Source organism: Paucibacter sp. M5-1, assembly GCF_027498415.2.
Classification (GTDB): domain Bacteria; phylum Pseudomonadota; class Gammaproteobacteria; order Burkholderiales; family Burkholderiaceae_C; genus Roseateles_E.
Genome location: NZ_JAPZLM020000001.1, coordinates 1,602,425 through 1,628,158 on the forward strand (window position 1 = coordinate 1,602,425; position 25,734 = coordinate 1,628,158).

Genomic DNA, 25,734 nt, shown 5'->3' on the forward strand with positions numbered 1-25,734 from the left:
TCTCGCCGGTGATACCACCCGGCTTTATTCAGGACCTGCTCTCCCGCGTCGACATCGTCGAGGTGGTGGGGCGCCATGTCGAGCTCAAGAAGGCCGGCATCAACCACAAGGGGCTGTGCCCCTTCCACGGCGAGAAGTCGCCCAGTTTCACCGTCAGCCCGACGCGCCAGACCTACCACTGCTTCGGCTGCGGCGTGCATGGCAATGCCATCGGTTTTCTGATGGAACACACCGGCGCCGGTTTTGTCGAGGCGGTGCAGGACCTGGCCCAGCAGACCGGCATGCAGGTGCCGGAGGACGAGCGCTCGCCCGAGGAGCGCGAGCGCGCCGCGGCACAGAAAGTCCGCCAGGCCACCCTGACCGAGGTGCTGGCGCGGGCCAGCGACCATTACCGCGCCCAGCTGAAGAAGAGCCCACGCGCGGTGGCCTATCTGAAGGGCCGCGGCCTGACCGGCCAGATCGCCGCACAGTTCGCGCTGGGCTATGCGCCCGAGGGCTGGCGTGCGCTGGCCAGCGCCTTCCCCAGCTATGACGACCCGCTGCTGGCCGAGTCGGGCATGGTGATCACCTCCGGAGAAGAAGGCGGCGAGCAAAAACGCTACGACCGCTTCCGCGACCGGGTGATGTTCCCGATCCGCAATGTGCAGGGCGAGACCATAGGCTTCGGCGGCCGCATCCTCGACAAGGGCGAGCCCAAGTACCTGAACTCGCCGGAAACCCCGGTCTTCAGCAAGGGCCGCGAACTCTACGGCCTGTTCGAGGCTCGCACCGGGCTGCGCCAGCGCGGCTATGCGCTGGTGGTCGAGGGCTATATGGATGTGGTGGCGCTGGCCCAGCATGGTTTCAACAACGCGGTCGCCACGCTGGGCACGGCCTGCACGGCCGAGCATGTGCAAAAGCTGTTCCGCTTCACCGAATCGGTGGTATTCAGCTTCGACGGCGACGCCGCCGGCCGGCGCGCCGCCGGCCGCGCGCTGGAGGCCGCCCTGCCCCACGCCACCGACACCCGCTCGGTCAAGTTCCTGTTCCTGCCCACCGAGCACGATCCCGACTCCTATGTGCGCGATCTCGGTGCCGAGGCCTTCGAGCAGTGTGTGGCCGAGGCGGTGCCGCTGTCACGCCAGCTGCTGGAGACGGCGGCCGAAGGCTGCGACCTGGGCAGCGCCGAAGGACGCGCCCGATTGCTGGCCAATGCCAAGCCGCTGTGGAATGCCCTGCCCCAAGGCCTGTTGAAGCGTCAGATGCTGGGTGATCTGGCGCGCCGCGCCCAGCTTCCGGATCAGGAGCTGATGGGCTTGTGGCAAGCCGGTGGCGGCAGCCCAGGCCCGAGCCGCAGCGAGCGAGTCTTCGATGGCCCGCCCGACGACGCTCCTCCGCCCGACTACGAACAGCAGGCCAGCCCGGCTAAACCGGCGCGGCGCGAATGGAAGAAGGACTGGAAGCCGTCGGGCAAGGGCAATTGGAAGCGCCGCGGCGAGCCGGTCGACGAAACGATGGGCACGCCGCGGCGCCAGCCGATCTCGCCGACCGATCACGCGCTGCGCATGCTGCTGCTCAGCAGCGACTGGTGGGAGCGGCTGAGCCTGGATCAGCAACAGCTGCTGCATGAGCTGCCGGGCCGCCAGGGCGAGCTGGTCGGCTGGCTGGAGCGATTCCTGGTCAACCATGGCACGGCGCCCTGGTCGGTGCTGGAGGCGACGCTGCAGGCGGAGGATGGCCCGCTGGACCAGGCCCGGCGGCTCACCAGCAGCCTGTATGGCGAGGAAGAGCCGCAGTTCGAGGATTTGCAGCATGTGCTGCGCCAGCTCCAGATCGACGCGCTCGCCAAGCAGATCCAGGCCTTGATCGCCAGCAACCCGCAGGGCGAACAGCTGCGCGAGATTGCCCGCCTGCGCCAGGAAATCGATCAGCTCAAGAAGGCCATGCTGGTCAGCTCCGGTTGAAGCCTGGCAGATGTTCCGCCGATTTAGCCTATAATTAAGGGTTTTCGCGCGCGTCAAGAGTGACGGCAGCCACTTCCGGTCCCGGCCACCCATCGAAAATGGGCACCCATCGAGGTATCAAGGCCACCTTTACCGCCAAGAGCTGCAATCTCAAACGTTCACGCCAGCTTGCACGCGCCACGGTCCGCCCCCATCTTGCTCTCAAGGCAGGATGGCCGAACCGCCTGAATGCCGCCTGGGCCACGCTTTGCTTGAATGCAATGTACGGGGCCCCAGGCGGCCGCTGCATTGCTCCGCCCAACACCGACCCGAGGATTTGCATGACTGCCAAGAAGACCGCGACCAAGGCTAGCGCCACCGAGGCTGACGACATCAAGAAGCCCGCTGCCAAGGCAGCCAAGGCCGTGAAAGCCACGGCCGCCGCTGGCGCGGACGACAAGCCCAAGCGCGGTCGCAAGCCCAAGGCCGCCACCGAGACCAAGAAGGCCGCTGCGGCCGAGGTCGAGGAGGTTGATCTGTCCGACCTCGAGGCCGATCTTGAGGGCGAGCCCGAGGCCGAAGTCGAAGAGGCCGGCGAGGACAAGCCCAAAGCCAAGCCGCTGCGCATGAAGGTCAGCCGCGCCAAGGAGCGCGCGCTGATGCGCGAGTTCGGCCTGGACGAGACCGCGCTGACCGAGGAAGAAGTCGCCAAGCGTCGCCATGAGCTGAAGACCCTGATCAAGATGGGCAAGACGCGTGGTTTCCTGACCCATCAGGAAATCAACGACCACCTGCCCGAGAAGCTGGTCAGCGAGGAAATCCTCGAGGCCATCATCTCCATGCTCAATGACATGGGTATTGCGGTCTACGAGCAGGCCCCCGACGCCGCCACGCTGCTGATCTCCGGCAACACCACCAGCACCGCCACCGAAGAAGAAGCCGAAGAAGCCGCCGAAGCGGCGCTGTCGACGGTGGACTCCGAATTCGGCCGCACGACCGACCCGGTGCGCATGTATATGCGCGAGATGGGCACGGTCGAGCTGCTGACCCGGGAAGGCGAAATCGAAATCGCCAAGCGCATCGAAGGCGGCCTGCAGGCCATGATGCTGGCGATCTCGGCCTCGCCGACCACGATCGCCCACATCCTGGAGTTCTCTACCAAGATCCGCGCCGGCGAGATGACCATCTCCGAGGTGGTGGACGGCTTCGTCGCCGCCGACGAGGCCGACGACTATGTGGCCGAGGAAGACTTCGACGAGTTCGACGAAGAGGACGATGACGACGGCAATGGCGGCTCCAAGGCCCTGACCAAGAAGCTCGAGGAGCTGAAGAACGCCGCCCTGGTCAAGCTCGACTCGCTGTCGAGCAACTTCGACAAGATGCGCAAGGCCTTCGAGAAGGACGGCTACAAGTCTGCCTCCTACAACAAGGCCCAGCTGGCCATCAGCCAGGAGCTGATGACCATCCGCTTCACGGTCAAGACCATCGAGAAGCTGTGCGATCTGCTGCGCTCGCAGGTCGATGATGTGCGCCGCTATGAGCGCGAGCTGCGCAAGATCGTGGTGGACAAGTGCGGCATGCCGCAAGAGCACTTCATCAAGACCTTCCCGCCCAATGCGCTGAACCTGCAGTGGGCCGAGAAGGAAGTGGCCGCCGGCAAGCCCTACTCCACCATCCTGGCGCGCAATCTGCCGCCGGTACAGGAGTTGCAGCAAAAGTTGATCGACATCCAGGCCCGGGCCGTCGTGCCCATCGAGGACCTGAAGGACATCAACAAGAAGATGAACGAGGGCGAGAAGGCCTCGCGCGACGCCAAGAAGGAAATGATCGAGGCCAATCTGCGCCTGGTGATCTCGATCGCGAAGAAGTACACCAACCGCGGCCTGCAGTTCCTGGACCTGATCCAGGAAGGCAATATCGGCCTGATGAAGGCGGTGGACAAGTTCGAATACCGACGCGGCTACAAGTTCTCGACCTACGCGACCTGGTGGATCCGCCAGGCCATCACCCGCTCGATCGCCGACCAAGCCCGCACGATCCGCATCCCGGTGCACATGATCGAGACGATCAACAAGATGAACCGCATCTCGCGCCAGCATCTGCAGGAATTCGGCTTCGAGCCGGATGCGCCGACCCTGGCCGAGAAGATGGAGATCCCCGAGGACAAGATCCGCAAGATCATGAAGATCGCCAAGGAGCCGATCTCGATGGAAACCCCCATCGGCGACGACGACGACTCCCATCTGGGCGACTTCATCGAGGACACCAACAACACCGCACCGATCGAGGCCGCGATGCAGGCCGGTCTGCGCGATGTGGTGAAGGACATCCTCGACTCGCTGACCCCGCGCGAGGCCAAGGTGCTGCGCATGCGCTTCGGCATCGAGATGAGCACGGACCACACGCTGGAAGAAGTCGGCAAGCAGTTCGACGTCACCCGCGAGCGCATCCGGCAGATCGAAGCCAAGGCCATCCGCAAGCTCAAGCACCCGAGCCGCTCGGACAAGCTGCGCACCTACCTCGACAACCTCTGAGGCAATCCCCGCCACAGCAGCCAAGGCCGGAGTCACCCTCCGGCCTTTTTTGCGCTCCTCGCACCGCTTGGGGATTTCTCGGCGTTTATGCGGCGATCAAGCGCAACAGGGCGCGGCTACACTGAGAAATAATTCACAGCTCCCCCGCCAGCACACATGACCCATATCCGGGAACGCACCGTTTTGTTTGCCGACTTGCGCGGCAGCACGGCGCTTTTCGAGACCCTGGGCAATGCCGAGGCGACCTCGGTGGTCACCCACACGGTCAGCCTCATCGGGCAGGCGGTCGACGAGTGCGGCGGCAATCTGATCAAGACGCTGGGAGACGGCCTGATGGCGGTCTTCGACTCGCCGCGCAATGGCGTCAAGTCGGCAATGCGCATGCACGAGCTGCTGGAGCGCGTGGTCTCGCGCGGCAAGCAGCACGGCGCGTCGCCAGGCCTGCGGGCGCTGCGCATGCAGGTGGCGCTGGCGCGCGGCGAGGTGGTCGAGATGAGCGGCGACTGCTTCGGCGATGCCGTCAATGTCGCGGCCCGGCTGCTCGACCATGCGGGCGACAACGAGACCCTGATCACCGCCGAGGTCCTGTCCGGCCTGCCCAGCGCACAGAAGCTGCGCTTTCGCAGCCTCGACCTGATCGCGGTGCGTGGCCGTGCCGAGCCGGTCCATGTCCATGTGCTGGACCAGCCGACCCAGGGCGATATGGCGGCCACCCAGTTCGGCGAGGTCATCCATGCCTCGACCGAGCCCGACGGCATCCGCCTGATCTGGCTGGACCTGGACCGCGTCTTCGACATCGACAGCATGCCCGTCATCCTCGGCCGCAGCGTGCAGGCCACTTACTGCATCACCGATGGCCGGGTCTCGCGCTCGCATGCCCGCATCGACTGGCATGGCGGCTCGTTCTCTCTGACCGATCTCAGCTACAACGGCACGTTTGTGCGCTTCGGCAGCGCTGGAGAGACCCTGAGCCTGCGCCGCGGCAGCTGCACCCTGCACGGCAGCGGCGTGATCGGCCTGGGCAGCCCGCCGGTCGACGCACTCTCCCCCTCGGTACGTTTCGAGATCCTGCACTTCGCCGACACCGAACCCCTGGCCAGCGGCGGCCGGCGTTCGATCGGCTGACCCCCCCTTCTCCATGCCCTATCGAGCCGAAGCGAGCTTCAGCCATGGCAGCGCGGCCAAGACCGCGCTGCTGTTCTGCAATCTGGGCACCCCCGATGCTCCCACCGCAGCGGCCACGCGGCGCTATCTCGCACAGTTCCTCAGCGACCCGCGCGTGGTCGAGATCCCCAAGCTGGTCTGGCAGCTGATACTGCACGGCATCATCCTGCGGGTGCGCCCGGCCAAGTCGGCGGCCAAGTACGCCACCGTCTGGATGCCCGAGGGCTCGCCGCTGAAGGTCTGGACCGAGCGCCAGGCCAAGCTGCTGCAGGGCTATCTCGGCGAGCGCGGCCACCGCATCAGCGTTCGCTACGCGATGCGCTACGGCGCACCAGCGATTGCCGATGTACTCAACGAGCTGCGCAGCGAGGGCGTGAGCCGCGTGCTGGTGCTGCCGGCCTATCCGCAGTATTGCGCGGCGACCACGGCCAGCGTGATCGACGATGTGGCGCGCTGGTCGCTGCAGACCCGTCATCTGCCCGAGCTGCGCTTCATCAATCGCTACCACGACGACCCCGGCTATATCCAGGCCCTGGCCGCCAGCGTCAAAGCCCATTGGGCCGCCAACGGCCGGCCCGAGCTGCTGATGATGAGCTTTCACGGCATGCCGGCCCGCACCCTGGCCCTGGGCGACCCATACCACTGCGAATGCCTGAAGACCGGTCGTCTGCTGGCCGAGGCGCTGGGCCTGAGCCAGGAGCAGTACCTGGTCACCTTCCAGAGCCGGTTCGGCAAGGCCCGATGGCTGGAGCCTTATACCGAGCCGACCCTGAAGGCGCGTGCCGCAGCCGGGCTCAAGAAGGTGGACCTGATCTGCCCGGGTTTCAGTGCCGATTGCCTGGAGACGCTGGAAGAAATCGCCCAAGAGGCAAGAGATGCCTTCCTGAGCGCCGGCGGCCGCGACTTCGCCTACATCCCCTGCCTCAACGACAGCCCGGCCGGCATGTCCATGCTGGCCGACCTGGCCGAGCGGCATCTGCAAGGTTGGCCGACCCGGCAACCGGTCGACGCCGACGCGCTAGCCCGGCAGCGTGAGGCCGCGCTGGCGGCGGGTGCCAAGGACTAGGCCCAGCAGCCCCAGCAGCAGCATCGCCCAGGTCTGCGGCTCGGGCACCGGCTGCGCGCTGAAGGCAGCCCCGTCGGCCGCGCTGAAGCTGAAGTTGCTGATCACATAGGCATCGGCCTGGGCGCTGAACTGCACGCCCGCAAAGCTCTGATCGGCCAGCGCCACCATGCCGCCGGCGCCATCGCTGCGGCCGAGGAAGGTGTCGATGTCGAAGCGGCCGCTGCTCTGGAAGGCGGCGGGATTGGTCGCGCCGAGGAAGCGGAATTCGACCGCCATCGCACCCAGCGCGACCGCACCGCCGAACACCACCACATCGGTCAGGTAGCCGCCCATGCCGTCATCCTCGACCTCGAGAATCATGCGGCTGCCGGACATCGCGCTGAAGTCGCCGTTCAGATTCAGCGTGCCCGGCGAGTTGCCGGGGCAGAAGATGCCGTGGTTGACAACATTGCCGCTGATGCTGCCGGTGCCGCACAGAAAGCCCTTGCTGCCGATCACGATGTCCTGGGCCGTCAGCGTGCTGTCTATCAGCACCATGGTGGCGGTGCCGCCGTCGGCATCGCCGGTGGCGGTCTTGTTTCGCCCCACCCCGACCCAGCCGGCCGTGACGCTGGAGCCCTCGGAGACGATCAAGGTGCCATCGCTGCCGGAGAAGCGGCCGAGATAGAGATTGCCGCCCGCATTGTCCAGCTCGCTGGCGCCGCGCATGCGCATGAAGCCGCTGCCCTCGCGGCCTATGGTCACGGCACCCAGGCCGGGCTGGGCCTCGACAACAATGCGGGAAGCGCCCGCCAGGGCCAGACTGCCCTCGCCGCCGGAGAAGGCCCCGCTGCCGCCCAGGCTCAGACCCGCGCCGGCGCTGCCCATATTGCTCAGCGTCACCAGGCTGCCCTTGTCGACCGAGGCCACGCCGATGCCGGCGCCGGTGCCGACGGTCAGGAAACCGCCGGACAGATTGCCGGCGGTCTGCTGCCCCGACAACAGCAATTGCCCGCCATCGAGCTTCAGCACACCAACCCCGCCGCTGCGCCCCACGCCCAGCCCGATCGCGCTGACCAGGGCCTGGTTGTTGATGCTCAGCTGGCCGCTGCTCTGCGGGCCGATGCCGACGCCGATGAAAGTGTCCGTGCCGCTCAGCCGGATCTCCGAGCCCGCCCCGCTGACAGTGGCGATGCCGTGGCCGCCCGGCGTGTTGTCATTGAAGCCACCGATGATCAGCGAGGTGCTGCGGCGATCGGCCGGGGTCGAGACCGCTCCGCCCTGCAGCAGCAGCTTGCCGCCATCGCTGATATTCAGGGTGCCGCTGCCGTCGCGCCCCACCCGCATCACCGGATTCGGCGCCTCGCCCGGCCCGCCGCCGGGCAGCACCGAGATCGATTCCATCAGCAGCAGCGAGCCCGGCCCGTGGATGTTCAGCGTGCCGGCCGAATTGGCATCGCGACCCAGATTCAGGCTCAGGCCCGGCAGGCCCTGCGCGGCCAGTAGATGGATGCGGCCGCCCGCCCCCACCGTGACCTGGCCATAGCCACCATTGCGACCGATGTCCAGGCTCGCAAGTGCCGCCGAGCCATTGGCGGCCGCCGAGGCCCTGCCGTCGACCAGCAGCTCAGAGCCTGCCCCCTGGACGCTCAACTGGCCCAGCGCCCCATCACGGCCGACACCGACATAGAACATGCCGCCGGCCCGGCCGCCCGCCTCAATGACAAGGTTGCCGCTGCCGGAAGCGCCGCTGCGGCCGATGTTCAGCACGCCCGCATCGCCGGTGAACAGGATGTTGGAGCCGGCGCCGCTGACGATCATGTCGCTGCGCCCGCCGCCGGTGCTCAGCCCGACCGAGTTGTACAGGCCGTCGCGCCCTTCGATCAGCAACTGGCCGCCGTTGCGGATGGCCACCGAGGCCCAGGCGTTGCGATGCGTGCCCAGCGCAAAGAAGCCCCCGGTGTTCTCCAGGGTGCCGCCGCTGATGCGCCAGACCGAGCCGGGGCCGTCGATCAGGGCGTCGGCAAAGCTGCGCTCGCTGCCCAGCGGGCTGCTGCCGCCCGGCCCCACGCCCAGCGTGGCGCTGTCGGTCAGCAGCGAGGCGCCGTCCAGCACCTTGACCGTGCCGCTGCTGCTGGCGCCCGGCGTGCCGAAGGTGAAGCCGTCGATCGGCGGGCGGAACACCGCCAGCCCGCCGACGATGAAGCCGCGCAGGAAGGAGGCCGAGGAACCGGCACCGGTGACCGTGAAGCGGCCGGTGGAGCCGGCAGCATTGCCGATGAAGCTGTTGCAGAAGTGGTTCGCACCCAGGCAGGCGTTGGCGTTGGCACGACCGTCCAGCACGGCACCACCGGAGATGGTCATCGCACCCAGGCCCCAGGCGCCGACCTCGAAGCGGTTGAGCACGCTGTCGGAAAAGCCGTCGCCGGTCAGCTCGATACGGCTGCCTGCTCCGTCCAGATAGGCCCAGCCGCTGCCGTCCCCGTTGCCGCCAGGGCCCAGCAGCAGGCTGCCGGTGCGCAGCAGGCTGCCGCCGCCGACATCGAGGCGGCCGTAGGCACTGCTGCCGACATAAAGCCCGTTATTGCCCAGGTCTGTATCGCCGGGGCCTATGGGCAGATTGAGCGGGCCGGTGGAGACGGTCCCGAGGGTCGTGATGTCGGCCCGAAGCGGCGCCTGCACCCCCAGGACCAGGAGGGCTGCGACCGCCAGGGGCCGCAGGGCGGAGGGAACACGGCAATGCTGCATGACCGGACCTCAGGCGCCGTGAAGCGACGCTCACGGCAGCCGAGTATCCGCTCGGCCGGCCACAATGCATCCCTCAATCGTTCGAGGCCTGAAGCCGGAATCAGGGACGGCGACTCCAGCGCAGCAGGCGCGGCAGCACCAGGATCAGGGCCACCAGGATCAGCAGCCCCAGCGACATCGGCCGCTCCCAGAACACGCTCCAGCTGCCACCGCCGATCGACACCGCATTGCGCATCTGCGCCTCGGCCAGCGGGCCCAGAATCATGCCCACCACCACCGGCGCGGTCGGGAAGTCGAAGCGCCGCATCACCACGCCCAGCAGGCCGATGGCCAGCATCAGGTAGAGGTCGAACGCGCTCTGGCGCATGCCGTAGACGCCCACCGTCGCGAAGATCAGGATGCCGGCATAGAGCTGGGGCTTGGGAATCTTCAGCAGCTTCACCCACAGCCCCACCATCGGCAGGTTCAGCACCAGCAGCATCACATTGCCGATGTAGAGCGAGGCGATCAGGGCCCAGACCAGGGTGGACGAGGTCTGGAACAGCTGCGGGCCGGCCTGGATGCCGTAGTTCTGCAGCGCCGACAACAGGATGGCGGCGGTCACCGAGGTCGGAATGCCCAGCGTCAGCAGCGGCACCAGGGTGGCGGTCACGGCCGAGTTGTTGGCCGCCTCGGGGCCGGCCACGCCTTCGATCGCGCCGCTCGTGCCGAACTCGTCCTTGTGCTTGGAGAGCTTGCGCTCGGTCGCATAGCTCAGAAAGGTCGGGATCTCCGAGCCGCCGGCCGGGATGGTGCCGAAGGGAAAGCCGATGAAGGTGCCGCGCAGCCAGGCCGGCCAGGAGCGGCGCCATTCGGTCTTGGTCATGTGCACCGAGCTCATCTTGTTGAGCTCCTGGGTGCTGCGGCCTTCATACAGCGCGTTGTAGAGCGTCTCGCCGACCGCGAACAGGCCCACCGCGACCAGCACCACCTCGATGCCGTCCATGAACTCGGGGACGCCCATGGTGTAGCGCACCTGGGCGGTGATCTGGTCCAGCCCGATCAGGCCCATCGCCAGGCCGATGAAAAGCGCCGTCATGCCGCGCAAGGTGCTCTTGCCCAGCACCGCGCTGACGGTGGTGAAGGCCAAGAGCATCAGGCAGAAATACTCCGGCGGGCCGAGCTGCACGGCAAAGTCGGCCAGCACCGGCGCGAACAGCGTGACCAGCACGGTGGCGATGGTGCCCGCGACGAAGGAGCCGATCGCGGCGGTCGCCAGCGCGGCGCCGGCGCGGCCGCTCTTGGCCATCTTGAAGCCTTCCAGCGCCGTCACCATCGTGCCGGTTTCGCCAGGGGTGTTGAGCAGGATGGAGGTGGTCGAGCCGCCATACATCGCGCCGTAGTAGATGCCGGCGAAGAAGATCATCGAGGCCGTCGGCTCGACCTGCGAGGTGATCGGCAGCAGCATCGCCACCGTCACCGCCGGGCCCAGGCCCGGCAGCACGCCGATGGCCGTGCCCAGCGCGCAGCCGACAAAAGCCCACAGCAGATTGATCGGTGTGCCGGCGGTCGCAAAGCCGCCCAGCAGGTTGTTCCAGAGATCGAGCATAGTCTCTCCTCAGAGCCAGCCGCTGGCCGTCAGGCCGGGCAGATTGATGGCCAGCAGCTTGGTGAAGAGCCAGAACACCGGCGCGGCGATCAGCATGCCGGTCACGCCATCGACCAGAACCTGGCGCGCACCGCCGCCGGCCTTGCCCTCGGACATGCGCATGCCGCGCACCGCCAGCATGAAGCACAGCGTGCAAGCGAGGATGAAGCCCAGGCTGGTGATCAGGCTGGCATTGGCGATCACGCCGGCCATCACCCAGGCGGCCGCGCGCCAGTCGCCACGCTCGGCGCCCGAGGGCTCGTCCATCTGGCGGTAGCCGCCACTTTGCGCTTCCCAGATCAGCCAGGCGCCGCAGATCAGCAGCACCACCGCGACCACCCAGGGCAAGGCGTTCGGGCCGACGCCTGCATAGCCGGCGTCCGAGGAGATGAAGGTCGCGCCATAGGCCATCACGGCACCGATCAGCAGTGCGCCGGCGCCGACCAGGCTTTGGTGCAGGGACTTGTGTTGGGCTGAGTCAGCCATTGGCCACTCCATATGAAACGGGGGCCGGCCGCAGGCAGCCAGCCCCTCGCAGACAGCGGTCAGACCGCTCAGATCATGCCGGACTTGACCATGGTGGCGCGCAGGCTGGCGAACTCACGGTCGACGAAGTCCTCGAACTCCTTGCCGGCCATCACGGCGGGCGTCCAGCCGTTCTTCTCCAGCGCCTCGGCCCAGGCCTTGCTCTTGGTGGCCTTGATGACCATATCGGTCAGGGCCTTGCGCTGCTCGGGCGTGATGCCCGGAGGCGCATAGACGCCGCGCCAGTTGCCGATCTCGACGTTGTAGCCCATCTCCTTGAGCGTCGGGATGTCCAGGCCCTTGAGCCGGGTGGCCGAGGTCACCGCGATCGCGCGCATCTTGCCGCTCTCGATGTACTGCTGGAATTCGCTGTAGCCGCTGCCGCCCACCGTGACATTGCCGCCCAGGATGGCGGCCGTGGCTTCGCCGCCGCCACGGAAGGGCACGTAATTGATCTTGGCCGCATCGACGCCGGCTTCGCGCGCCAGCATGGCCGCCGCGATGTGCTCGGTGGCGCCGCGCGAACCGCCGCCCCACTTGACGCTGGCCGGGTCCTTCTTCATCTGCTCGACCACGTCCTTCATGGTCTTCAGCGGCGAGCTGGCCGGCAGCACGAAGACGTTGTACTCGCTGGTCAGGCGCGCGATCGGCGTCGCCTGGGTCAGGCTGACCGGCGGCTTGCCGGTGATCAGGCCGCCCAGCATCACCGCACCCATCACCATCAGCGAGTTCGGATCGCCCTTGCTGGCGTTGACGAACTGGGCCAGGCCGATGGCGCCGGCCGCGCCGCCCTTGTTCTCGAAGGTGACCGAGGAGGCCACGCCGGCGTCCTGCAAGGCCTTGCCCAGCGCGCGGCCGGTGCTGTCCCAGCCGCCACCCGGGTTGGCCGGCACCATGATCTTCAGATTGGCAGCAGCGCGGGCCGACAGCGGCAGCGCGCCGGCGGCGGCCAGGGCGGCCAGGGACTTCAGAAAGACGTCACGACGCATGGTCTTGTCTCCTATTGTGGTTTGAGTGAACAGTGGCGATCCTCGCTGTCAAGGCTGTCAGTCCGCTGTCGCGGGACCTAGGGAAAATGCTAGGCTCGCGCCCCATGAAACTGCTTCTGGTAGAGGACGACCCGGCGATGCAGCTGAGCCTGACGCGCAGCTTCGAGCGCCGCGGCCTGCAGGTGCAGGCGGTCGGCGACGGGCTCAAGGCGCTGGAGCGCTGGGCGCAGTGGCGGCCCGATGTCGTGGTGCTGGACCTGAGCCTGCCGGGGCTGGACGGGCTGGACGTGCTGGCCCGCGCACGCGCCGACGGACAGAAGACCCCGGTGCTGATACTGACCGCCCGCGGCACGGTCGGCGACCGCATCCTCGGCCTGAACGTCGGTGCCGACGACTACCTGCCCAAGCCCTTCGATCTGGACGAGCTGATGGCCCGCATCCAGGCGCTGGGCCGGCGCAGCGGGGTCAGTCCGGCGCCGCAGCGCCAGACCGCCTTTTGCGGCATGCAGCTGGACGGGGACAGCGGCGCGGTCTACTTCGAGGACCAGGTGCTGGAGCTGACACCGCGCGAGAGCGCGCTGCTGCGCGCGCTGCTGGCACGGCCCGGCCATGCGATCGCCAAGGAGCGGTTGTTCGAGCTGGTCTTCCCGGGTGAGCTGGACGTGCAGCTGGAGGCCATCGAGGTGGTGGCCTACCGGCTGCGCAAGCGCATCGCCCATACCGGCGCGCAGCTGGTGACGCTGCGCGGCCTGGGCTATCTGCTGAAGGCAGGCGCATGAAGCGGCCCCACCGCCCCTCCTCGCTGCGGCGGCGCCTGACCCTGGGCATTTTGCTGCCGGTGGTCGCGCTGATCGCTTTCAACAGCTGGAGCCTGTACCAGCAGGCCTTGCGCGCCGCCGACACCGCCTACGACCGCACCCTGCTGGCCTCGGCCAAGTCGATCGGCGAGCTGCTGGAAGTCACCTCGGATGGCAGCCGCGCCCAGCTGCGTGCCACCGTGCTGTATTCGGCGTTGGAGCCCTTCGAGGCCGACAACCGCAGCCGCATCTTCTACCGCGTCAGCGGCTTCGACGGCGAGATGGTGTCCGGATTCGAGGACCTGCCGGCCTGGCACGGCAAGCTGCCGGCCAAGAGTCCTTACGCCGCGCTCGTCTCCTTCTACGACGACCACTACCGCGGCGAGCCGATCCGCGTCGCGGTGCTGCTGCAGCCGGTGGCCGGCATCGCCGGCCAGGGCATGGCGACCATCCAGGTGGCCGAGACGCTGGAGCTGCGCCACACCCTGGCCCAGCAGATCCTGACCGAGACCCTGTGGCGCCAGGCCCTGCTGGTGCTGGTGATCGTGATCGTCGTCGTGCTGGTGGTGCAGCGCGCCACGCTGCCGGTGCGCCGGCTCTCGGCCCAGCTGCGCGAGCGCACCGAGGGTGATCTGTCGCCGGTCGATGCGCCCGACGCGCCGCGCGAATGGCAGCCGCTGGTCGATGCGACCAACCAGGTGGTGGCGCGGCTGAAGGCCTTGCTGGAGCACCAGAAGCGCTTTGTGCGCGACGCCTCGCACCAGCTGAAGACCCCGCTGGCGGTGCTGAAGACCCAGGTGCAGAGCGCCCGCCAGGGCGATGTCGAGCCGCTGCAGGCGCTGGCCGAGATCGACACCACGGTGGCGCGCGCCACCCAGGTGGCCAACCAGATGCTGGCGCTGGCCAAGGTCGAGCAGCTGCGCCACCAGGTCGAGGCCATGCCGGTGCAGGACTGGGCCGAAGTGACGCGGGCGGTGGCGCTGGATGTGGCACCGCTGATCGCCGAGCAGCAGCTGGACTTCGATATCGAGACCCAGGCCGCGCCGATACGCAGCCATGAGTGGGCCCTGCGCGAGCTGACCCGCAACCTGATCCACAACGCCATCCACCACACGCCGGTCGGCGGGCGCCTGCACATCCGGCTGCTGGTCGACGCGCGGGTGGCGGTGCTGACCGTGGCCGATTCGGGCCCCGGGCTGAGCGCGGCCCAGCAGACCCAGCTCTTCCTGCCCTTCGCGGCCGGCGATCCGCGCAAGGGCTCGGGCCTGGGGCTGGCGATCTGCCATGAGATCGTGCAGTCGCTGGCCGGCAGCATCGAGCTGAACAACCGGCTCGATGGGCAGGAAGTCAGCGGCCTGGACGCCCGCGTGCGGCTGCCGCTGGCCGGCTGAGCGGCGCCGCGGCTGGATAAAATCGCACGATGAAACAACAGGAACAGGCCGCTGCCGGCCTGCGTTTGGACAAATGGCTGTGGGCGGCGCGCTTTTTCAAGACCCGCGCGCTGGCGGTCGAGGAGATCGGCAAGGGCCGGGTCCAGATCAATGGCCAGGCCGCCAAGGCCTCGCGCGAGCTGAAGCTGGGTGACCGCGTGCGGTTGCGCCAGGGCGTGGTCGAGCGCGAGGTCTGGGTGCGCGGGCTCAGCCACATCCGTGGCCCGGCGCCACAGGCCCAGGCCCTCTATGAAGAAACGCCGGAAAGCCTGTTGCTGCGCGAGCGCGCGGCCGAGGCGCGCCGGCTCGCGCCGGAGCCGGCCCAGACCATTGTCCAGGGCCGGCCGACCAAGCTGGACCGGCGCCGTCTGGCCGACTGGGACCGCTGGTCGGCCACGGCCGAGGACCCCGATCTGGACTGATTCAGGTTTCTCCGGGCATCCCGGCGACAATCCCCCTCTTGAAATCCAGGACAAAGCGCCCATTTGGGCGCGATTGCTTCTCTTGCCACCATGACTACCGACAACGCCCCCACCCCCCAAGAAGTCCCGGTCGAGCAGGCCGAGGCCCCCAGCCCCGAGGCCAAGCTGGCCGAACTGGAAGCCCGTCTGGCCGAGATGTCGGACGCCTATCTGCGCGCCAAGGCCGAGGTCGAGAACATCCGCCGCCGCTCGGAAGACGAGATGGCCAAGGCGCGCAAGTTCGCCGTCGAAGGCTTTGCCGAAGCCATGCTGCCGGTGATGGACAGCATGGAAGCGGCCATCGCGATGCCCGAGGCCAAGGTCGAGACCGTGCTCGAAGGCGTGCACGCCACCCGCCGCCAGCTGGCCGCCGCGCTGGAGCGCAACAAGGTCATCGAGATCAACCCGGCCCCCGGCAGCAAGTTCGACCCGCACCAGCACCAGGCCATCTCGATGGTGCCGGCCGAGCAGGAAGCCAACACGGTCGTGATGGTGCTGCAAAAAGGCTACTCGATTGCCGAGCGCGTGCTGCGCCCGGCGCTGATCACGGTCGCCGCGCCCAAGTAATTCACAGGTCGCTGCCCCTTGAAAAGCAGCGACTTATCCACATTTCATCTTCAGTCAACGCTCAGCAGATCGCCATCGGCGGATTGAGCGGAAATCAAGCAATTTCAGGAGTCACACATGGGAAAGATCATCGGTATTGACCTGGGCACCACGAACTCGTGCGTCTCGGTCATGGAAGGCAACACGACGCGTGTGATCGAGAACGCCGAAGGCGCTCGCACCACGCCGTCCATCATTGCCTACCAGGAAGATGGCGAGATCCTGGTCGGCGCCTCGGCCAAGCGCCAGGCCGTCACCAACCCGAAGAACACCATCTACGCGGTGAAGCGCCTGATCGGCCGCAAGTTCACCGAGAAGGAAGTGCAGAAGGACATCGACCTGATGCCCTACACCATCGCGGCCGCCGACAACGGCGACGCCTGGGTGGAAGTGCGCGGCAAGAAGCTGGCGCCGCCCCAGGTCTCGGCCGAGATCCTGCGCAAGATGAAGAAGACCGCCGAGGACTATCTCGGCGAGGAAGTGACCGAGGCCGTGATCACGGTGCCGGCCTACTTCAACGATGCCCAGCGCCAGGCCACCAAGGACGCCGGCCGCATCGCCGGTCTGGACGTCAAGCGCATCATCAACGAGCCCACTGCCGCGGCCCTGGCCTTCGGCCTGGACAAGCATGGCAAGGGTGACCGCAAGATCGCCGTCTATGACCTGGGCGGCGGCACCTTCGACGTGTCGATCATCGAGATCGCCGATGTCGATGGCGAGATGCAGTTCGAAGTGCTGTCGACCAACGGCGACACCTTCCTGGGCGGCGAAGACTTCGACCAGCGCATCATCGACTACATCGTCACCGAGTTCAAAAAGGAACAGGGCGTCGATCTGACCAAGGACGTGCTGGCGCTGCAGCGCCTGAAGGAAGCTGCTGAGAAGGCCAAGATCGAGCTGTCGAACTCCTCGCAGACCGATGTCAACCTGCCCTACATCACGGCCGACGCGTCGGGCCCGAAGCACCTGAACATCAAGCTGACCCGAGCCAAGCTGGAGTCGCTGGTTGAAGAGCTGATCGAGCGCACCATCGCCCCCTGCCGCACCGCGATCAAGGATGCCGGCGTGGCCGTGTCCGCGATCGACGATGTGATCCTGGTCGGCGGCATGACCCGCATGCCCAAGGTGCAGGAGAAGGTCAAGGAGTTCTTCGGCAAGGAACCGCGCAAGGACGTCAACCCCGATGAGGCCGTGGCCGTCGGTGCCGCGATCCAGGGCCAGGTGCTGGGCGGCGAGCGCAAGGACGTGCTGCTGCTGGACGTGACGCCGCTGAGCCTGGGCATCGAGACCCTGGGCGGCGTGATGACCAAGATGATCGCGAAGAACACGACCATCCCGACCAAGTTCAGCCAGACATTCTCGACTGCCGACGACAACCAGCCGGCCGTGACCATCAAGGTGTTCCAGGGCGAGCGCGAGCTGGCCTCGGGCAACAAGAGCCTGGGCGAGTTCAATCTGGAAGGCATTCCGCCGGCACCGCGCGGCACGCCGCAGATCGAAGTCAGCTTCGACATCGACGCCAACGGCATCCTGCATGTCGGCGCCAAGGACAAGGGCACCGGCAAGGAAAACAAGATCACCATCAAGGCGAACTCGGGCCTGTCGGAAGCCGAGATCGAGAAGATGGTCAAGGACGCCGAGGCCAACGCGGTCGAGGACAAGAAGAAGGTCGAACTGGTGCAGGCCAAGAACCAGGCCGATGGCATGGTGCACAGCGTGCAGAAGTCGCTGGCCGAGCATGGCGACAAGCTCGACGCCGCCGACAAGGAGAAGATCGAAGCTGCGATCAAGGACGTTGAAGAAGCCATCAAGGGCGACGACAAGGCCGCGATCGAAGCCAAGACCGAGACCTTGATGACGGCCAGCCAGAAGCTCGGCGAAAAGATGTACGCCGATGCCCAGGGCGCCGAAGCGGCGGCCGCTGCCGCCACCGGTGCGGCCGAGCAGCCGCAAGCGGCTTCGGCCAAGCCGGCGGCTGACGACAATGTGGTCGACGCCGAGTTCAAGGAAGTCAAGGACAGCAAGTAAGTCCAGCAGGGTGCGCCGGACCAGGGTCCGGCGCTGTCGCCGCGCCGCAGCCTCAAAAGCGCGTCGCGGCGCTGTTGTTTAAGCAATGTGATTTTTGGCTCGGAACCCGCCCATGGCAAAGCGCGACTATTACGAAATCCTCGGTGTGGCCAAGACCGCCACCGAGGACGAGATCAAGAAGGCCTACCGCAAGCTGGCCATGAAGCACCACCCCGACCGCAATCAGGGCGAGGGTGCGAAGAAGGCCGAGGAGCAGTTCAAGGAGGCCAAGGAAGCCTACGAGATGCTGTCGGACGCGCAAAAGCGCGCGGCCTATGACCAGTACGGCCATGCCGGCGTCGACCCCAACCGCGGCGGCGGCCCCGGTGCGGAAGGCTTTGGCGGCTTCGCCGAGGCCTTCGGCGACATCTTCGGCGACATCTTCGGCGGCCAGCAGGGCGGCGGCCGGCGTGCGGGCGGCGGCCAGCAGGTCTATCGCGGCAGCGATCTGTCCTACGCGATGGAGATCACGCTGGAAGAGGCCGCGCGCGGCAAGGAAACCCAGATCCGCATCCCCAGTTGGGAAGGCTGCGAGACCTGCAGCGGCTCCGGTGCCAAGCCCGGCACCAGCGCCAAGAGCTGCGGCTCCTGCAATGGCTCGGGCACGGTGCATATGCGCCAGGGCTTCTTCAGCATCCAGCAGACCTGCCCGCATTGCCACGGCACCGGCAAGATCATTCCCGACCCCTGCACGGCCTGCAACGGCCAGGGCAAGGTCAAGAAGAGCAAGACGCTCGAGGTCAAGATCCCGGCCGGCATCAACGAGGGCATGCGCATCCGCTCGGCCGGCAATGGCGAGCCCGGCGTCAATGGCGGGCCGGCCGGCGATCTCTATATCGAGATCCGCATCAAGCAGCACGAGATCTTCGAGCGTGACGGCGACGATCTGCATTGCACGATGCCGGTGGCGATCACGACGGCGGCGCTGGGCGGCAGCATCGAGGTGCCGACCCTGGGTGGCAAGGCCGAGATCGAGCTGCCCGAGGGCACGCAACATGGCAAGACCTTCCGCCTGCGCGGCAAGGGCATCAAGGGCGTGCGCTCCAGCTACCCGGGCGATCTGTACTGCCACATCAGCCTGGAGACCCCGGTCAAGCTGACCGAGCACCAGCGCAAGCTGCTCAAGGAGCTGGACAAGAGCCTGCGCGACGGCGGTGAGCGCCACTCGCCCAATGCCAAGAGCTGGACCGATAGGGTCAAGGACCTGTTCAAGTAATCAGAACAGCGTCTGCTGAGCCTGGCCGTCTTCGGGCGGCCGGAACTGGCTCAGGTCCACGACGCGGCGCTCGCGCCCCAAGCCCAGGCGCTCGCAGGCCTTGCGCAGGCGCTGCTGCATCAGCTGGGCCCACAGGCCTTCACCGGTCATGCGGGTACCGAAGCGGGCGTCGTTATCGCGTCCGCCGCGCATATCGTGCAGCCGCGCCATCACCCGCGCGGCGCGCTCCGGGTAATGGCGCTGCAGCCATTCCTGGAACAGCGGATTGACCTCCCAGGGCAGGCGCAGCGGGATGCTGAAGGCGCTGCTCGCGCCGGCCTCGGCGGCGGCTTCCAGAATGCGTTCCAGCTCCGGTTCGTTCAGAAAAGGGATCAGCGGCGAGACGCTGACCCCGACCGGCACGCCCGCCTCGGCCAGGGCCTTGATCGTGCGCAAGCGCCGCTGCGGCGCGGCGGCACGCGGCTCCATCAGCCGCGCCAGCTGGGGGTCCAGCGTGGTGATCGACAGGTAGACCGAGGCCAGGCCGCGCGCCGCATGCGGCGCGATCAGGTCCAGATCGCGCTCGACGCCCGATGACTTGGTGACCAGCGAAAACGGGTGGCGGCATTCGCTCAGCAGCGCGATCAGGCCGCGCGTCAGACCCAGGCGCCGCTCCACCGGCTGGTAGGCATCGGTGGCCGTGCCCAGCACCAGGGACAGCGGCCGGTAGCCCGGCTTGCTCAGCTCGGCGCGCAGGCGCTCCACCGCATTGACCTTGGCGATGATTTTGGTCTCGAAGTCCAGACCCGGCGAGAGGTTCAGATAGCTGTGGGTCGGCCGCGCAAAACAGTAGATGCAACCGTGCTCACAGCCCCGGTAGGGATTGATCGATCGATCGAAGCTGATGTCGGGTGACTGGTTGCTGGAGATGATGCTGCGCGCGCGCTCCTCGATGATCTCGGTCTGCGGCGCCAGATGCTCCTCTTCGGCGCACTGGTCCAGCGTGCCCCAGCCATCATCGAAGACCTCGCGCTCGGCGCGCTCGAAACGGTGGGCGATCTGCCAGGCGCTGCCCCGCCCCTTCTGGACGGTGGCTTGACTCGGGGCGGGCTGCTTGATTGGCATACTGTTAATTTATACAGCATGCCGCCACTTGTCGAGCGCTCGCTCAGTACTCGTCGCCGCCCGGACTCACATAGCCGGGCGCCAGGTTCTCGAACTTGGTGTGCTGGCGCGCAAAGGCCAGCTTGACCGTGCCGACCGGGCCGTTACGCTGCTTGGCGATGATGATCTCCGCGACACCGGGCTCCTTGCATTCGTCCTTGGTGTAGTACTCGTCGCGGTAGATGAACATGATGATGTCGGCATCCTGCTCGATGGCGCCGGACTCGCGCAGATCGGACATCATCGGCCGCTTGTCGGGCCGGGTTTCGACCGAGCGGTTCAGCTGCGAGAGCGCGATCACCGGGCACTTCAGCTCCTTGGCCAGCGCCTTCAGGCCGCGCGAGATCTCGCCGATCACGGTGGCACGGTTCTCCTCGTTGCCGCCGTTGCCGCTCATCAGCTGCAGATAGTCGATGATGATGAGGCCGAGCTGGCCGCTGATGCGGGCCTGGCGACGCGCGCGGGCGCGCACCTCGCTGGGCGACAGGCCGGGGCTTTCGTCGATATAGATATGGGCCTTGCCGAGCTTGTCGACCGCCTCGGACAGGCGGCCCCATTCGTCGTCGGCCAGCCGGCCCAGGCGCAGGCGGCTCTGGTCGATGCGCCCGACCGAGCCCACCATACGCAGCGCCAGCTGGGCCGCGCCCATTTCCATCGAGTAGATGACGACCGGCAGGCCTTCGTTGATCGCGACGTTCTCGCCGATATTGACCACGAAGGCGGTCTTGCCCATCGAAGGGCGCGCGGCCAGGATGATCAGGTCGCCGGGCTGCAGGCCGGCGGTCATATTGTCGAGGTCGTAGAAACCGGTGCGTACGCCGGTCACGTCCTCGGCGCCGTTCTCGGCCAGCTCGTTGACACGGTCGATCAAGGCGACGACCAGGTTGTCCATGCTCTGGAAGCCCTGGCCGCTGCGATTGCCTTCCTCGTTGATGCGGAAGATCTTGCCTTCGGCCTCGTCGACGATGTCCTTGACCGCCCGCCCCTGCGGATTGAGCGCCGCGCTGGCGATCTCGTCGCTGGCGCTGACCAGCTTGCGCAGCACCGCGCGCTCGCGCACGATTTCAGCATAGCGGCGCAGATTGCCGGCGCTCGGCACGCTTTGCGCCAGATCGTTCAGATAAGCCAGGCCGCCGCAGTCCTGGGCCTTGCCCAGCGAGGTCAGCTCCTCGAACACCGTCACCACATCGGCCGGCTTGCCGGCATTGATCAGCTTGCCGATCGAGGCATAGATCTGCTTGTGCTCGTAGCGGTAGAAGTCGGCGTCGGTCAGCATGTCGCCGGCGCGGTCCCAGGCCGTGTTGTCGATCAGCAGTCCCCCGAGCACGCTTTGCTCGGCTTCGACCGAGTGCGGCGGCACGCGCAGGCGGGCCACTTCGTCATCGTGACCGCTGGGAGTAGGAGCAGAGGAGAAGATCGCAGACATGGCGGTTTCAGGGCTCTGTGGATAAAGCTGTGCAAAAGCGCTGAATAGCGGATGAACAACTCATCCGCCCAGAAGGCAAAAAGCCGATGACTGACCAGTCATCGGCTTTCTCGATCAAAACAGCCTGATCGGCTGTTGACCATTAGGGCTTGGCCTGATTACTCGGCTTCGGCAACCACTTGCACGGTCACTTCCGACACCACATCGGTGTGCGGAGCGACGCTGACGGCGAACTCGCCGACGGCCTTCAGCGGGCCCAGCGGCAGACGGATCTGCGACTTGCTCACGGCGAAGCCCAGCTTGTTCAGTGCATCGGCGATGTCGGCATTGGTGACCGAGCCGAACAGACGGCCGTCCACGCCAGCCTTCTGGCTGATGCGCACGGTCTTGCCGTTCATGCTGTCGCCCAGGGCTTGGGCGGCGGCCAGCTTCTCGGCGGCGGCCTTTTCCAGTTCGGCGCGCTTGGCTTCGAATTCCTTGATCGCGGCGGCCGTGGCACGGCGTGCCTGGCGGGTCGGGATCAGGAAGTTGCGGGCGTAGCCGTCCTTGACCTTGACGACGTCGCCGAGGTTGCCGAGGTTCGCGACCTTTTCAAGCAGGATGATTTGCATGTTGGGTGTCTCCTCAGACCTTGTGCTGGTCGCTGTACGGCAGCATGGCCAGGAAGCGCGCGCGCTTGATGGCAACCGTCAGCTGACGCTGGAAGAAAGCGCGCGTGCCGGTCAGACGAGCGGGCGTGATCTTGCCGTTTTCGCCGACAAAGTCGCGCAGGGTGTCGATGTCCTTGTAGTCGATCTGCTCGACACCGGTGACGGTGAAGCGGCAGAAACGCTTGCGGCGGAACAACAGCGATTGTTGGTTGCGCTTGGGCTTCTTGTCTTTGGAGAAGCGACCTTTACCACGTGGCGGGGGCATATTAGACCTCTTTCAATTCAATCCGGATTCGAACAATGTGGCGTGGGACCGGGCGTCAGGGCGGTGATGTGGAAGATCGTTCCACGACCGTTGCGCATGGCGCTGAGGAAACCCGTGAACAGGGCATTGCCTCCGACACCAAGCGCCTGAACGCGCTTGCAGATCTCACCGATGGCCACCGCACGTATCTCCATCGAGACCTTGCGGGGCCTGCCTGCTTCCTGCACCTGGGATTCATGCTTCAAGCTGAAGTCCAGGGCCGTCTGGCCGGCCGGCGTGTATCTGATCAGTCCCAGCTCAAGCAGCTGCGCTTGCAAAACCAGTTGATTCACCGGCGTTTGCGCGTTGGGCTGCGCGAGCGTCACCAGCGCTTAGGCGTGGGCTTCTTGCTGAGGCGCCTTGCGGGCCTCTTCACGCTCGACCGACTTCATCATCACCGACGGGGTGGTCTCAGCCTTGGGCTTGACCACGGTCAGGTGACGCAGCACGGCGTCGTTGAAGCGGAAGCCGGTCTCGAGCTCAACCAAGGTTTCCTTGCTGCACTCGATGTTCAGGCACAGGTAATGGGCCTTGGCCAGCTTCTGGATCAGGTAGGCCAGTTGACGGCGGCCCCAATCTTCGACGCGATGCACAGCACCACCGCCAGCGGTGATCAGGCCCTTGTAGCGTTCCAGCATGGCCGGAACTTGTTCGCTTTGATCCGGATGGATCAGCAGAACGATCTCGTAATGACGCATAGATACTCCTTGTGGATTCCAGACCGCTGGGCTCTCGTGAACCCGTCCGGCCTGAGGAAGCCGCCCCACAGCGTCAGCAATCGTGGGTACGGCAAGGGGGAAAGCCCGCGAGTATAACGCGAACTGCGATGCGGCCGCAATGCGCCGTGGGCCAGAGACCTTGAAGCCCTCTTTCTCGACCGCTCAAGGCGGCATGCGCACCGCATCGACAAACTCCTGCTGGGCGCGGCGCGGCGCCGGGCTCAGCAGGCTGACGATGACGATGGCCGCCGCGCCGGCCGGCACGCCGAACACGCCGGCCGAGATCGGCTGTATGCCCCACCACAGCTCGGGCACACCGGGCAGCTTCAGCGCCGCATGCAGCCAGGGATGGGCGGTGATCATGTAGTAGGCCGTCACCCCCAGACCCACCAGCATGCCGGCCATCGCACCCCAGCGATTGGCGCGCTTCCAGAACACGCCCAGCACCAGGGCCGGCACAAAGGCGGCGCCGGCAAAGGAAAACGCCGCCGACACCAGCAGCAGGATGTCGGCCGGTTTTTGCGCCGCCACCGCCGCCGCGGCCAGCGCCGTCAGCAGCAGCAGGGTCTTGGAGATCATCACCCGCTGGGTCGCCGAGGCACGGGGGTTGATGATGCGGTGGTAGACGTCATGCGCCAGTGCGCTCGAGATCGTCAGCAGCAGGCCGTCGGCGGTGGACAGCGCGGCGGCCAGCCCGCCGGCCGCCACCATGCCCGAGACCACATAGGGCAGCCCGGCCAGCTCGGGCGTCACCAGCATCACGATATCGCTGCCGATATACATTTCGCCGAGCTGCAGGATGCCGTCGCGATTGATGTCGCTGACCGACAGCAGGCCCGGGTCCACCTTGCCCCACTGCGCGATCCAGCCCGGCAACTGGTCGAACGGTGTGCCGACCAGGGTGTTGAAGACCTCGAACTTGACCATCACCGCCAGCGCCGGCGCCGTGAAGTACAGCAGGCCGATGAAGAGCAGCGACCAGCCGACCGACTCGCGCGCCTCGCGTACCGAGGGCGTGGTGTAGCAGCGGTTCAGGATGTGCGGCAGGCCGGCCGTGCCCACCATCAGACAGAACACCAGGGCCAGGAAGTTGCGGCGCGACTCATCGAAGAGCTGCACCTGCTGGGCATCGCCGGCCGGGTCGCCGGCGAAGGCCTGGGCATGCGGCGGCATGCCGGCCAGCGGCCTGGCGCGGGCCTCGTCGGCAGCCATCAGCCGCAGCCACAGCTCGCGCGCCTCGGCCGGCGTCTTGGGCAGGGCCGCCAGGCGCTTCTCGGCAGCCTGGATCTGCGCCAGTGGCGCATCCTCGACCTTCAGGCGGGCGACATGGCGCAAGGCCTCGGCCCGCTCGCGCGCCAGCGCCGCCGGCACATCGCGCAGTTTGCGCTCATAGGCCTGCACCCGCTCGCGCAGCACCTGGATCACCTGCTGCTCGGCCGGATCGCTCACCAGCTCGCGCTCGCGCTCGCTGATCTTCTGCACCTGGTAGCCATAGACGGCCTGCGGCACCGGCACCCCGGTCTGCTTGACCGAGAGCCAGATCACCGGCACCAAGTAAGCAATGATCAGGATGATGTACTGCGCCACCTGGGTCCAGGTGACCGCCCGCATGCCGCCGAGAAACGAGCACACCAGCACCCCGCCCAGGCCGACGAAAACGCCGATCTCGAAGGTCAGGCCCGAGAGCCGCGTCGTGATCAGGCCGATGCCATAGATCTGCGCGACCACATAGATGAAGGACACACCGATCGCCGACAGCGCCGCGATCAACCGCACCGCATTGCTGCCGTAGCGCTCGCCGAGAAAGTCGGGCACGGTGAACTGACCGAAGCGGCGCAGATAGGGCGCCAGGCACAAGGCCACCAGGCAGAAGCCGCCGGTCCAGCCCAGCACAAAGGCCAGGCCGCTGTAGCCGGACAGGTAGAGGGTGCCCGCCATGCCGATGAAGCTGGCCGCGCTCATCCAGTCGGCCCCGGTGGCCATGCCGTTGTAGAAGGCCGGCACGCGGCGGCCGGCCACGTAGTACTCGGTCGCATCGGTGGTGCGGCTCAGCACGCCGATACCGGCATAGACGCCGACGGTGGCGAACAGAAAGGAAAAACCGATCCAGCTCTTGGACAGACCCAGCCGCTCCAGCAGGGCCAGCAGCAGCACGAACAGCACAAAGCCCAGCGTGTACCAGGCATAGATGCGGTTCAGCCGCGCCTTCAATCCTGTGGCGGGCGTGGCTGTGGCGGACGGGGCGGTGGGGATGCTCACGCGCGGGCTCTTGTTTTCAAGCCGGCATCATGCGGGCGCCCGCACGCCGCGGCTATAGCGGCGAACCCGGGGCGCGCACGCCCCTCGCCCGGACGGTCAGGA

Annotated in this window: 21 protein-coding genes; 10 read left to right on the top strand and 11 right to left on the bottom strand. The window is 66.8% G+C overall.

The genetic code is table 11. The features are described 5' to 3' along the window. Positions 1 to 8 precede the first annotated feature (8 nt). The 4 genes from dnaG to hemH all read left to right on the top strand — a co-directional run bounded on the left by dnaG (position 9) and on the right by hemH (position 6,686). Positions 9 to 1,943: a DNA primase gene (gene dnaG, locus O5M90_RS07440; RefSeq protein WP_269840539.1), complete on the top strand. Its 1,935-nt coding sequence runs from the start codon at positions 9 to 11 to the stop codon at positions 1,941 to 1,943. Between the two features lie 320 nt (positions 1,944 to 2,263). Further along, a complete protein-coding gene (rpoD, locus tag O5M90_RS07445; RefSeq protein ID WP_137941803.1) occupies positions 2,264 to 4,456 on the top strand; it encodes an RNA polymerase sigma factor RpoD in 2,193 nt (730 codons plus the stop codon). 156 nt (positions 4,457 to 4,612) lie between these two features. After that, entirely contained in the window at positions 4,613 to 5,581 is a 969-nt protein-coding gene (locus O5M90_RS07450; RefSeq protein WP_137941802.1) for an adenylate/guanylate cyclase domain-containing protein, read from the top strand. Positions 5,582 to 5,594: 13 nt separating this feature from the next. After that, a complete protein-coding gene (hemH, locus tag O5M90_RS07455) occupies positions 5,595 to 6,686 on the top strand; it encodes a ferrochelatase (protein WP_269840540.1) in 1,092 nt (363 codons plus the stop codon). Here the strand turns inward: hemH and O5M90_RS07460 are convergent. The 4 genes from O5M90_RS07460 to O5M90_RS07475 form a co-directional block, all read right to left on the bottom strand. Then, positions 6,639 to 9,413: a PEP-CTERM sorting domain-containing protein gene (locus O5M90_RS07460; protein WP_269840541.1), complete on the bottom strand. Its 2,775-nt coding sequence runs from the start codon at positions 9,411 to 9,413 to the stop codon at positions 6,639 to 6,641. The genes hemH and O5M90_RS07460 overlap by 48 nt on opposite strands. A gap of 100 nt (positions 9,414 to 9,513) precedes the next feature. Continuing rightward, positions 9,514 to 11,001 carry a tripartite tricarboxylate transporter permease gene (locus tag O5M90_RS07465; RefSeq protein ID WP_137941799.1) on the bottom strand — a complete coding sequence of 496 codons (1,488 nt, stop codon included), beginning with the start codon at positions 10,999 to 11,001 and terminating at the stop codon, positions 9,514 to 9,516. A gap of 9 nt (positions 11,002 to 11,010) precedes the next feature. Next, complete coding sequence (locus O5M90_RS07470; RefSeq protein ID WP_269840542.1) at positions 11,011 to 11,526, bottom strand: tripartite tricarboxylate transporter TctB family protein; 516 nt, start codon at positions 11,524 to 11,526, stop codon at positions 11,011 to 11,013. A 68-nt stretch (positions 11,527 to 11,594) separates the two neighbouring features. Further along, positions 11,595 to 12,554, bottom strand: coding sequence for a Bug family tripartite tricarboxylate transporter substrate binding protein (locus O5M90_RS07475; protein ID WP_137941797.1), 960 nt, complete (start codon positions 12,552 to 12,554; stop codon positions 11,595 to 11,597). 104 nt (positions 12,555 to 12,658) lie between these two features. On the opposite strand from O5M90_RS07475, the gene O5M90_RS07480 reads away from it, so the two are divergent. From O5M90_RS07480 to dnaJ, 6 genes are all read left to right on the top strand, one after another. Further along, a complete protein-coding gene (locus tag O5M90_RS07480) occupies positions 12,659 to 13,333 on the top strand; it encodes a response regulator transcription factor (RefSeq protein WP_262969527.1) in 675 nt (224 codons plus the stop codon). Next, the gene (locus O5M90_RS07485; RefSeq protein ID WP_137941795.1) at positions 13,330 to 14,742 is read left to right on the top strand and encodes a sensor histidine kinase; all 1,413 of its coding nucleotides are present in this window, start codon (positions 13,330 to 13,332) and stop codon (positions 14,740 to 14,742) included. The genes O5M90_RS07480 and O5M90_RS07485 overlap by 4 nt, the downstream gene beginning before the upstream one ends. Positions 14,743 to 14,771: 29 nt before the next feature. Continuing rightward, positions 14,772 to 15,203: an RNA-binding S4 domain-containing protein gene (locus tag O5M90_RS07490; protein WP_137941794.1), complete on the top strand. Its 432-nt coding sequence runs from the start codon at positions 14,772 to 14,774 to the stop codon at positions 15,201 to 15,203. 90 nt (positions 15,204 to 15,293) lie between these two features. Further along, positions 15,294 to 15,809, top strand: coding sequence for a nucleotide exchange factor GrpE (gene grpE / locus O5M90_RS07495; protein WP_137941793.1), 516 nt, complete (start codon positions 15,294 to 15,296; stop codon positions 15,807 to 15,809). A gap of 117 nt (positions 15,810 to 15,926) precedes the next feature. Further along, on the top strand, positions 15,927 to 17,876 hold the full coding sequence (gene dnaK / locus O5M90_RS07500) for a molecular chaperone DnaK (RefSeq protein WP_137941792.1): 1,950 nt from the start codon (positions 15,927 to 15,929) through the stop codon (positions 17,874 to 17,876). Positions 17,877 to 17,988: 112 nt separating this feature from the next. After that, positions 17,989 to 19,131 (top strand): molecular chaperone DnaJ, encoded by a 1,143-nt coding sequence (gene dnaJ, locus O5M90_RS07505; protein WP_137941791.1) that lies wholly within the window; start codon positions 17,989 to 17,991, stop codon positions 19,129 to 19,131. Here the strand turns inward: dnaJ and O5M90_RS07510 are convergent, their stop codons facing one another. From O5M90_RS07510 to O5M90_RS07540, 7 genes are all read right to left on the bottom strand, one after another. Then, a complete protein-coding gene (locus tag O5M90_RS07510; protein ID WP_269840543.1) occupies positions 19,132 to 20,235 on the bottom strand; it encodes a PA0069 family radical SAM protein in 1,104 nt (367 codons plus the stop codon). Positions 20,236 to 20,278: 43 nt separating this feature from the next. After that, a complete protein-coding gene (gene dnaB / locus O5M90_RS07515) occupies positions 20,279 to 21,700 on the bottom strand; it encodes a replicative DNA helicase (protein WP_137941789.1) in 1,422 nt (473 codons plus the stop codon). Positions 21,701 to 21,858: 158 nt separating this feature from the next. Beyond that, on the bottom strand, positions 21,859 to 22,311 hold the full coding sequence (rplI, locus tag O5M90_RS07520) for a 50S ribosomal protein L9 (protein WP_262969533.1): 453 nt from the start codon (positions 22,309 to 22,311) through the stop codon (positions 21,859 to 21,861). Between the two features lie 13 nt (positions 22,312 to 22,324). Beyond that, on the bottom strand, positions 22,325 to 22,615 hold the full coding sequence (rpsR, locus tag O5M90_RS07525) for a 30S ribosomal protein S18 (protein WP_137941787.1): 291 nt from the start codon (positions 22,613 to 22,615) through the stop codon (positions 22,325 to 22,327). 17 nt (positions 22,616 to 22,632) lie between these two features. After that, positions 22,633 to 22,980 (bottom strand): primosomal replication protein N, encoded by a 348-nt coding sequence (priB, locus tag O5M90_RS07530; protein WP_262969534.1) that lies wholly within the window; start codon positions 22,978 to 22,980, stop codon positions 22,633 to 22,635. A gap of 6 nt (positions 22,981 to 22,986) precedes the next feature. Continuing rightward, a complete protein-coding gene (gene rpsF, locus O5M90_RS07535; protein ID WP_137941786.1) occupies positions 22,987 to 23,352 on the bottom strand; it encodes a 30S ribosomal protein S6 in 366 nt (121 codons plus the stop codon). A 183-nt stretch (positions 23,353 to 23,535) separates the two neighbouring features. Beyond that, entirely contained in the window at positions 23,536 to 25,632 is a 2,097-nt protein-coding gene (locus O5M90_RS07540; RefSeq protein WP_269840544.1) for a sodium:solute symporter family protein, read from the bottom strand. Positions 25,633 to 25,734: the final 102 nt, after the last annotated feature.

Coding starts and splice junctions, on each gene's coding strand:
- rpoD (WP_137941803.1), top strand. CDS start 2,264: ATGACTGCCAAGAAGACCGCGACCAAGGCTAGCGCCACCGAGGCTGAC.
- O5M90_RS07450 (WP_137941802.1), top strand. CDS start 4,613: ATGACCCATATCCGGGAACGCACCGTTTTGTTTGCCGACTTGCGCGGC.
- hemH (WP_269840540.1), top strand. CDS start 5,595: ATGCCCTATCGAGCCGAAGCGAGCTTCAGCCATGGCAGCGCGGCCAAG.
- O5M90_RS07460 (WP_269840541.1), bottom strand. CDS start 9,413: ATGCAGCATTGCCGTGTTCCCTCCGCCCTGCGGCCCCTGGCGGTCGCA.
- O5M90_RS07465 (WP_137941799.1), bottom strand. CDS start 11,001: ATGCTCGATCTCTGGAACAACCTGCTGGGCGGCTTTGCGACCGCCGGC.
- O5M90_RS07470 (WP_269840542.1), bottom strand. CDS start 11,526: ATGGCTGACTCAGCCCAACACAAGTCCCTGCACCAAAGCCTGGTCGGC.
- O5M90_RS07475 (WP_137941797.1), bottom strand. CDS start 12,554: ATGCGTCGTGACGTCTTTCTGAAGTCCCTGGCCGCCCTGGCCGCCGCC.
- O5M90_RS07480 (WP_262969527.1), top strand. CDS start 12,659: ATGAAACTGCTTCTGGTAGAGGACGACCCGGCGATGCAGCTGAGCCTG.
- O5M90_RS07485 (WP_137941795.1), top strand. CDS start 13,330: ATGAAGCGGCCCCACCGCCCCTCCTCGCTGCGGCGGCGCCTGACCCTG.
- O5M90_RS07490 (WP_137941794.1), top strand. CDS start 14,772: ATGAAACAACAGGAACAGGCCGCTGCCGGCCTGCGTTTGGACAAATGG.
- grpE (WP_137941793.1), top strand. CDS start 15,294: ATGACTACCGACAACGCCCCCACCCCCCAAGAAGTCCCGGTCGAGCAG.
- dnaK (WP_137941792.1), top strand. CDS start 15,927: ATGGGAAAGATCATCGGTATTGACCTGGGCACCACGAACTCGTGCGTC.
- dnaJ (WP_137941791.1), top strand. CDS start 17,989: ATGGCAAAGCGCGACTATTACGAAATCCTCGGTGTGGCCAAGACCGCC.
- O5M90_RS07510 (WP_269840543.1), bottom strand. CDS start 20,235: ATGCCAATCAAGCAGCCCGCCCCGAGTCAAGCCACCGTCCAGAAGGGG.
- dnaB (WP_137941789.1), bottom strand. CDS start 21,700: ATGTCTGCGATCTTCTCCTCTGCTCCTACTCCCAGCGGTCACGATGAC.
- rplI (WP_262969533.1), bottom strand. CDS start 22,311: ATGCAAATCATCCTGCTTGAAAAGGTCGCGAACCTCGGCAACCTCGGC.
- rpsR (WP_137941787.1), bottom strand. CDS start 22,615: ATGCCCCCGCCACGTGGTAAAGGTCGCTTCTCCAAAGACAAGAAGCCC.
- rpsF (WP_137941786.1), bottom strand. CDS start 23,352: ATGCGTCATTACGAGATCGTTCTGCTGATCCATCCGGATCAAAGCGAA.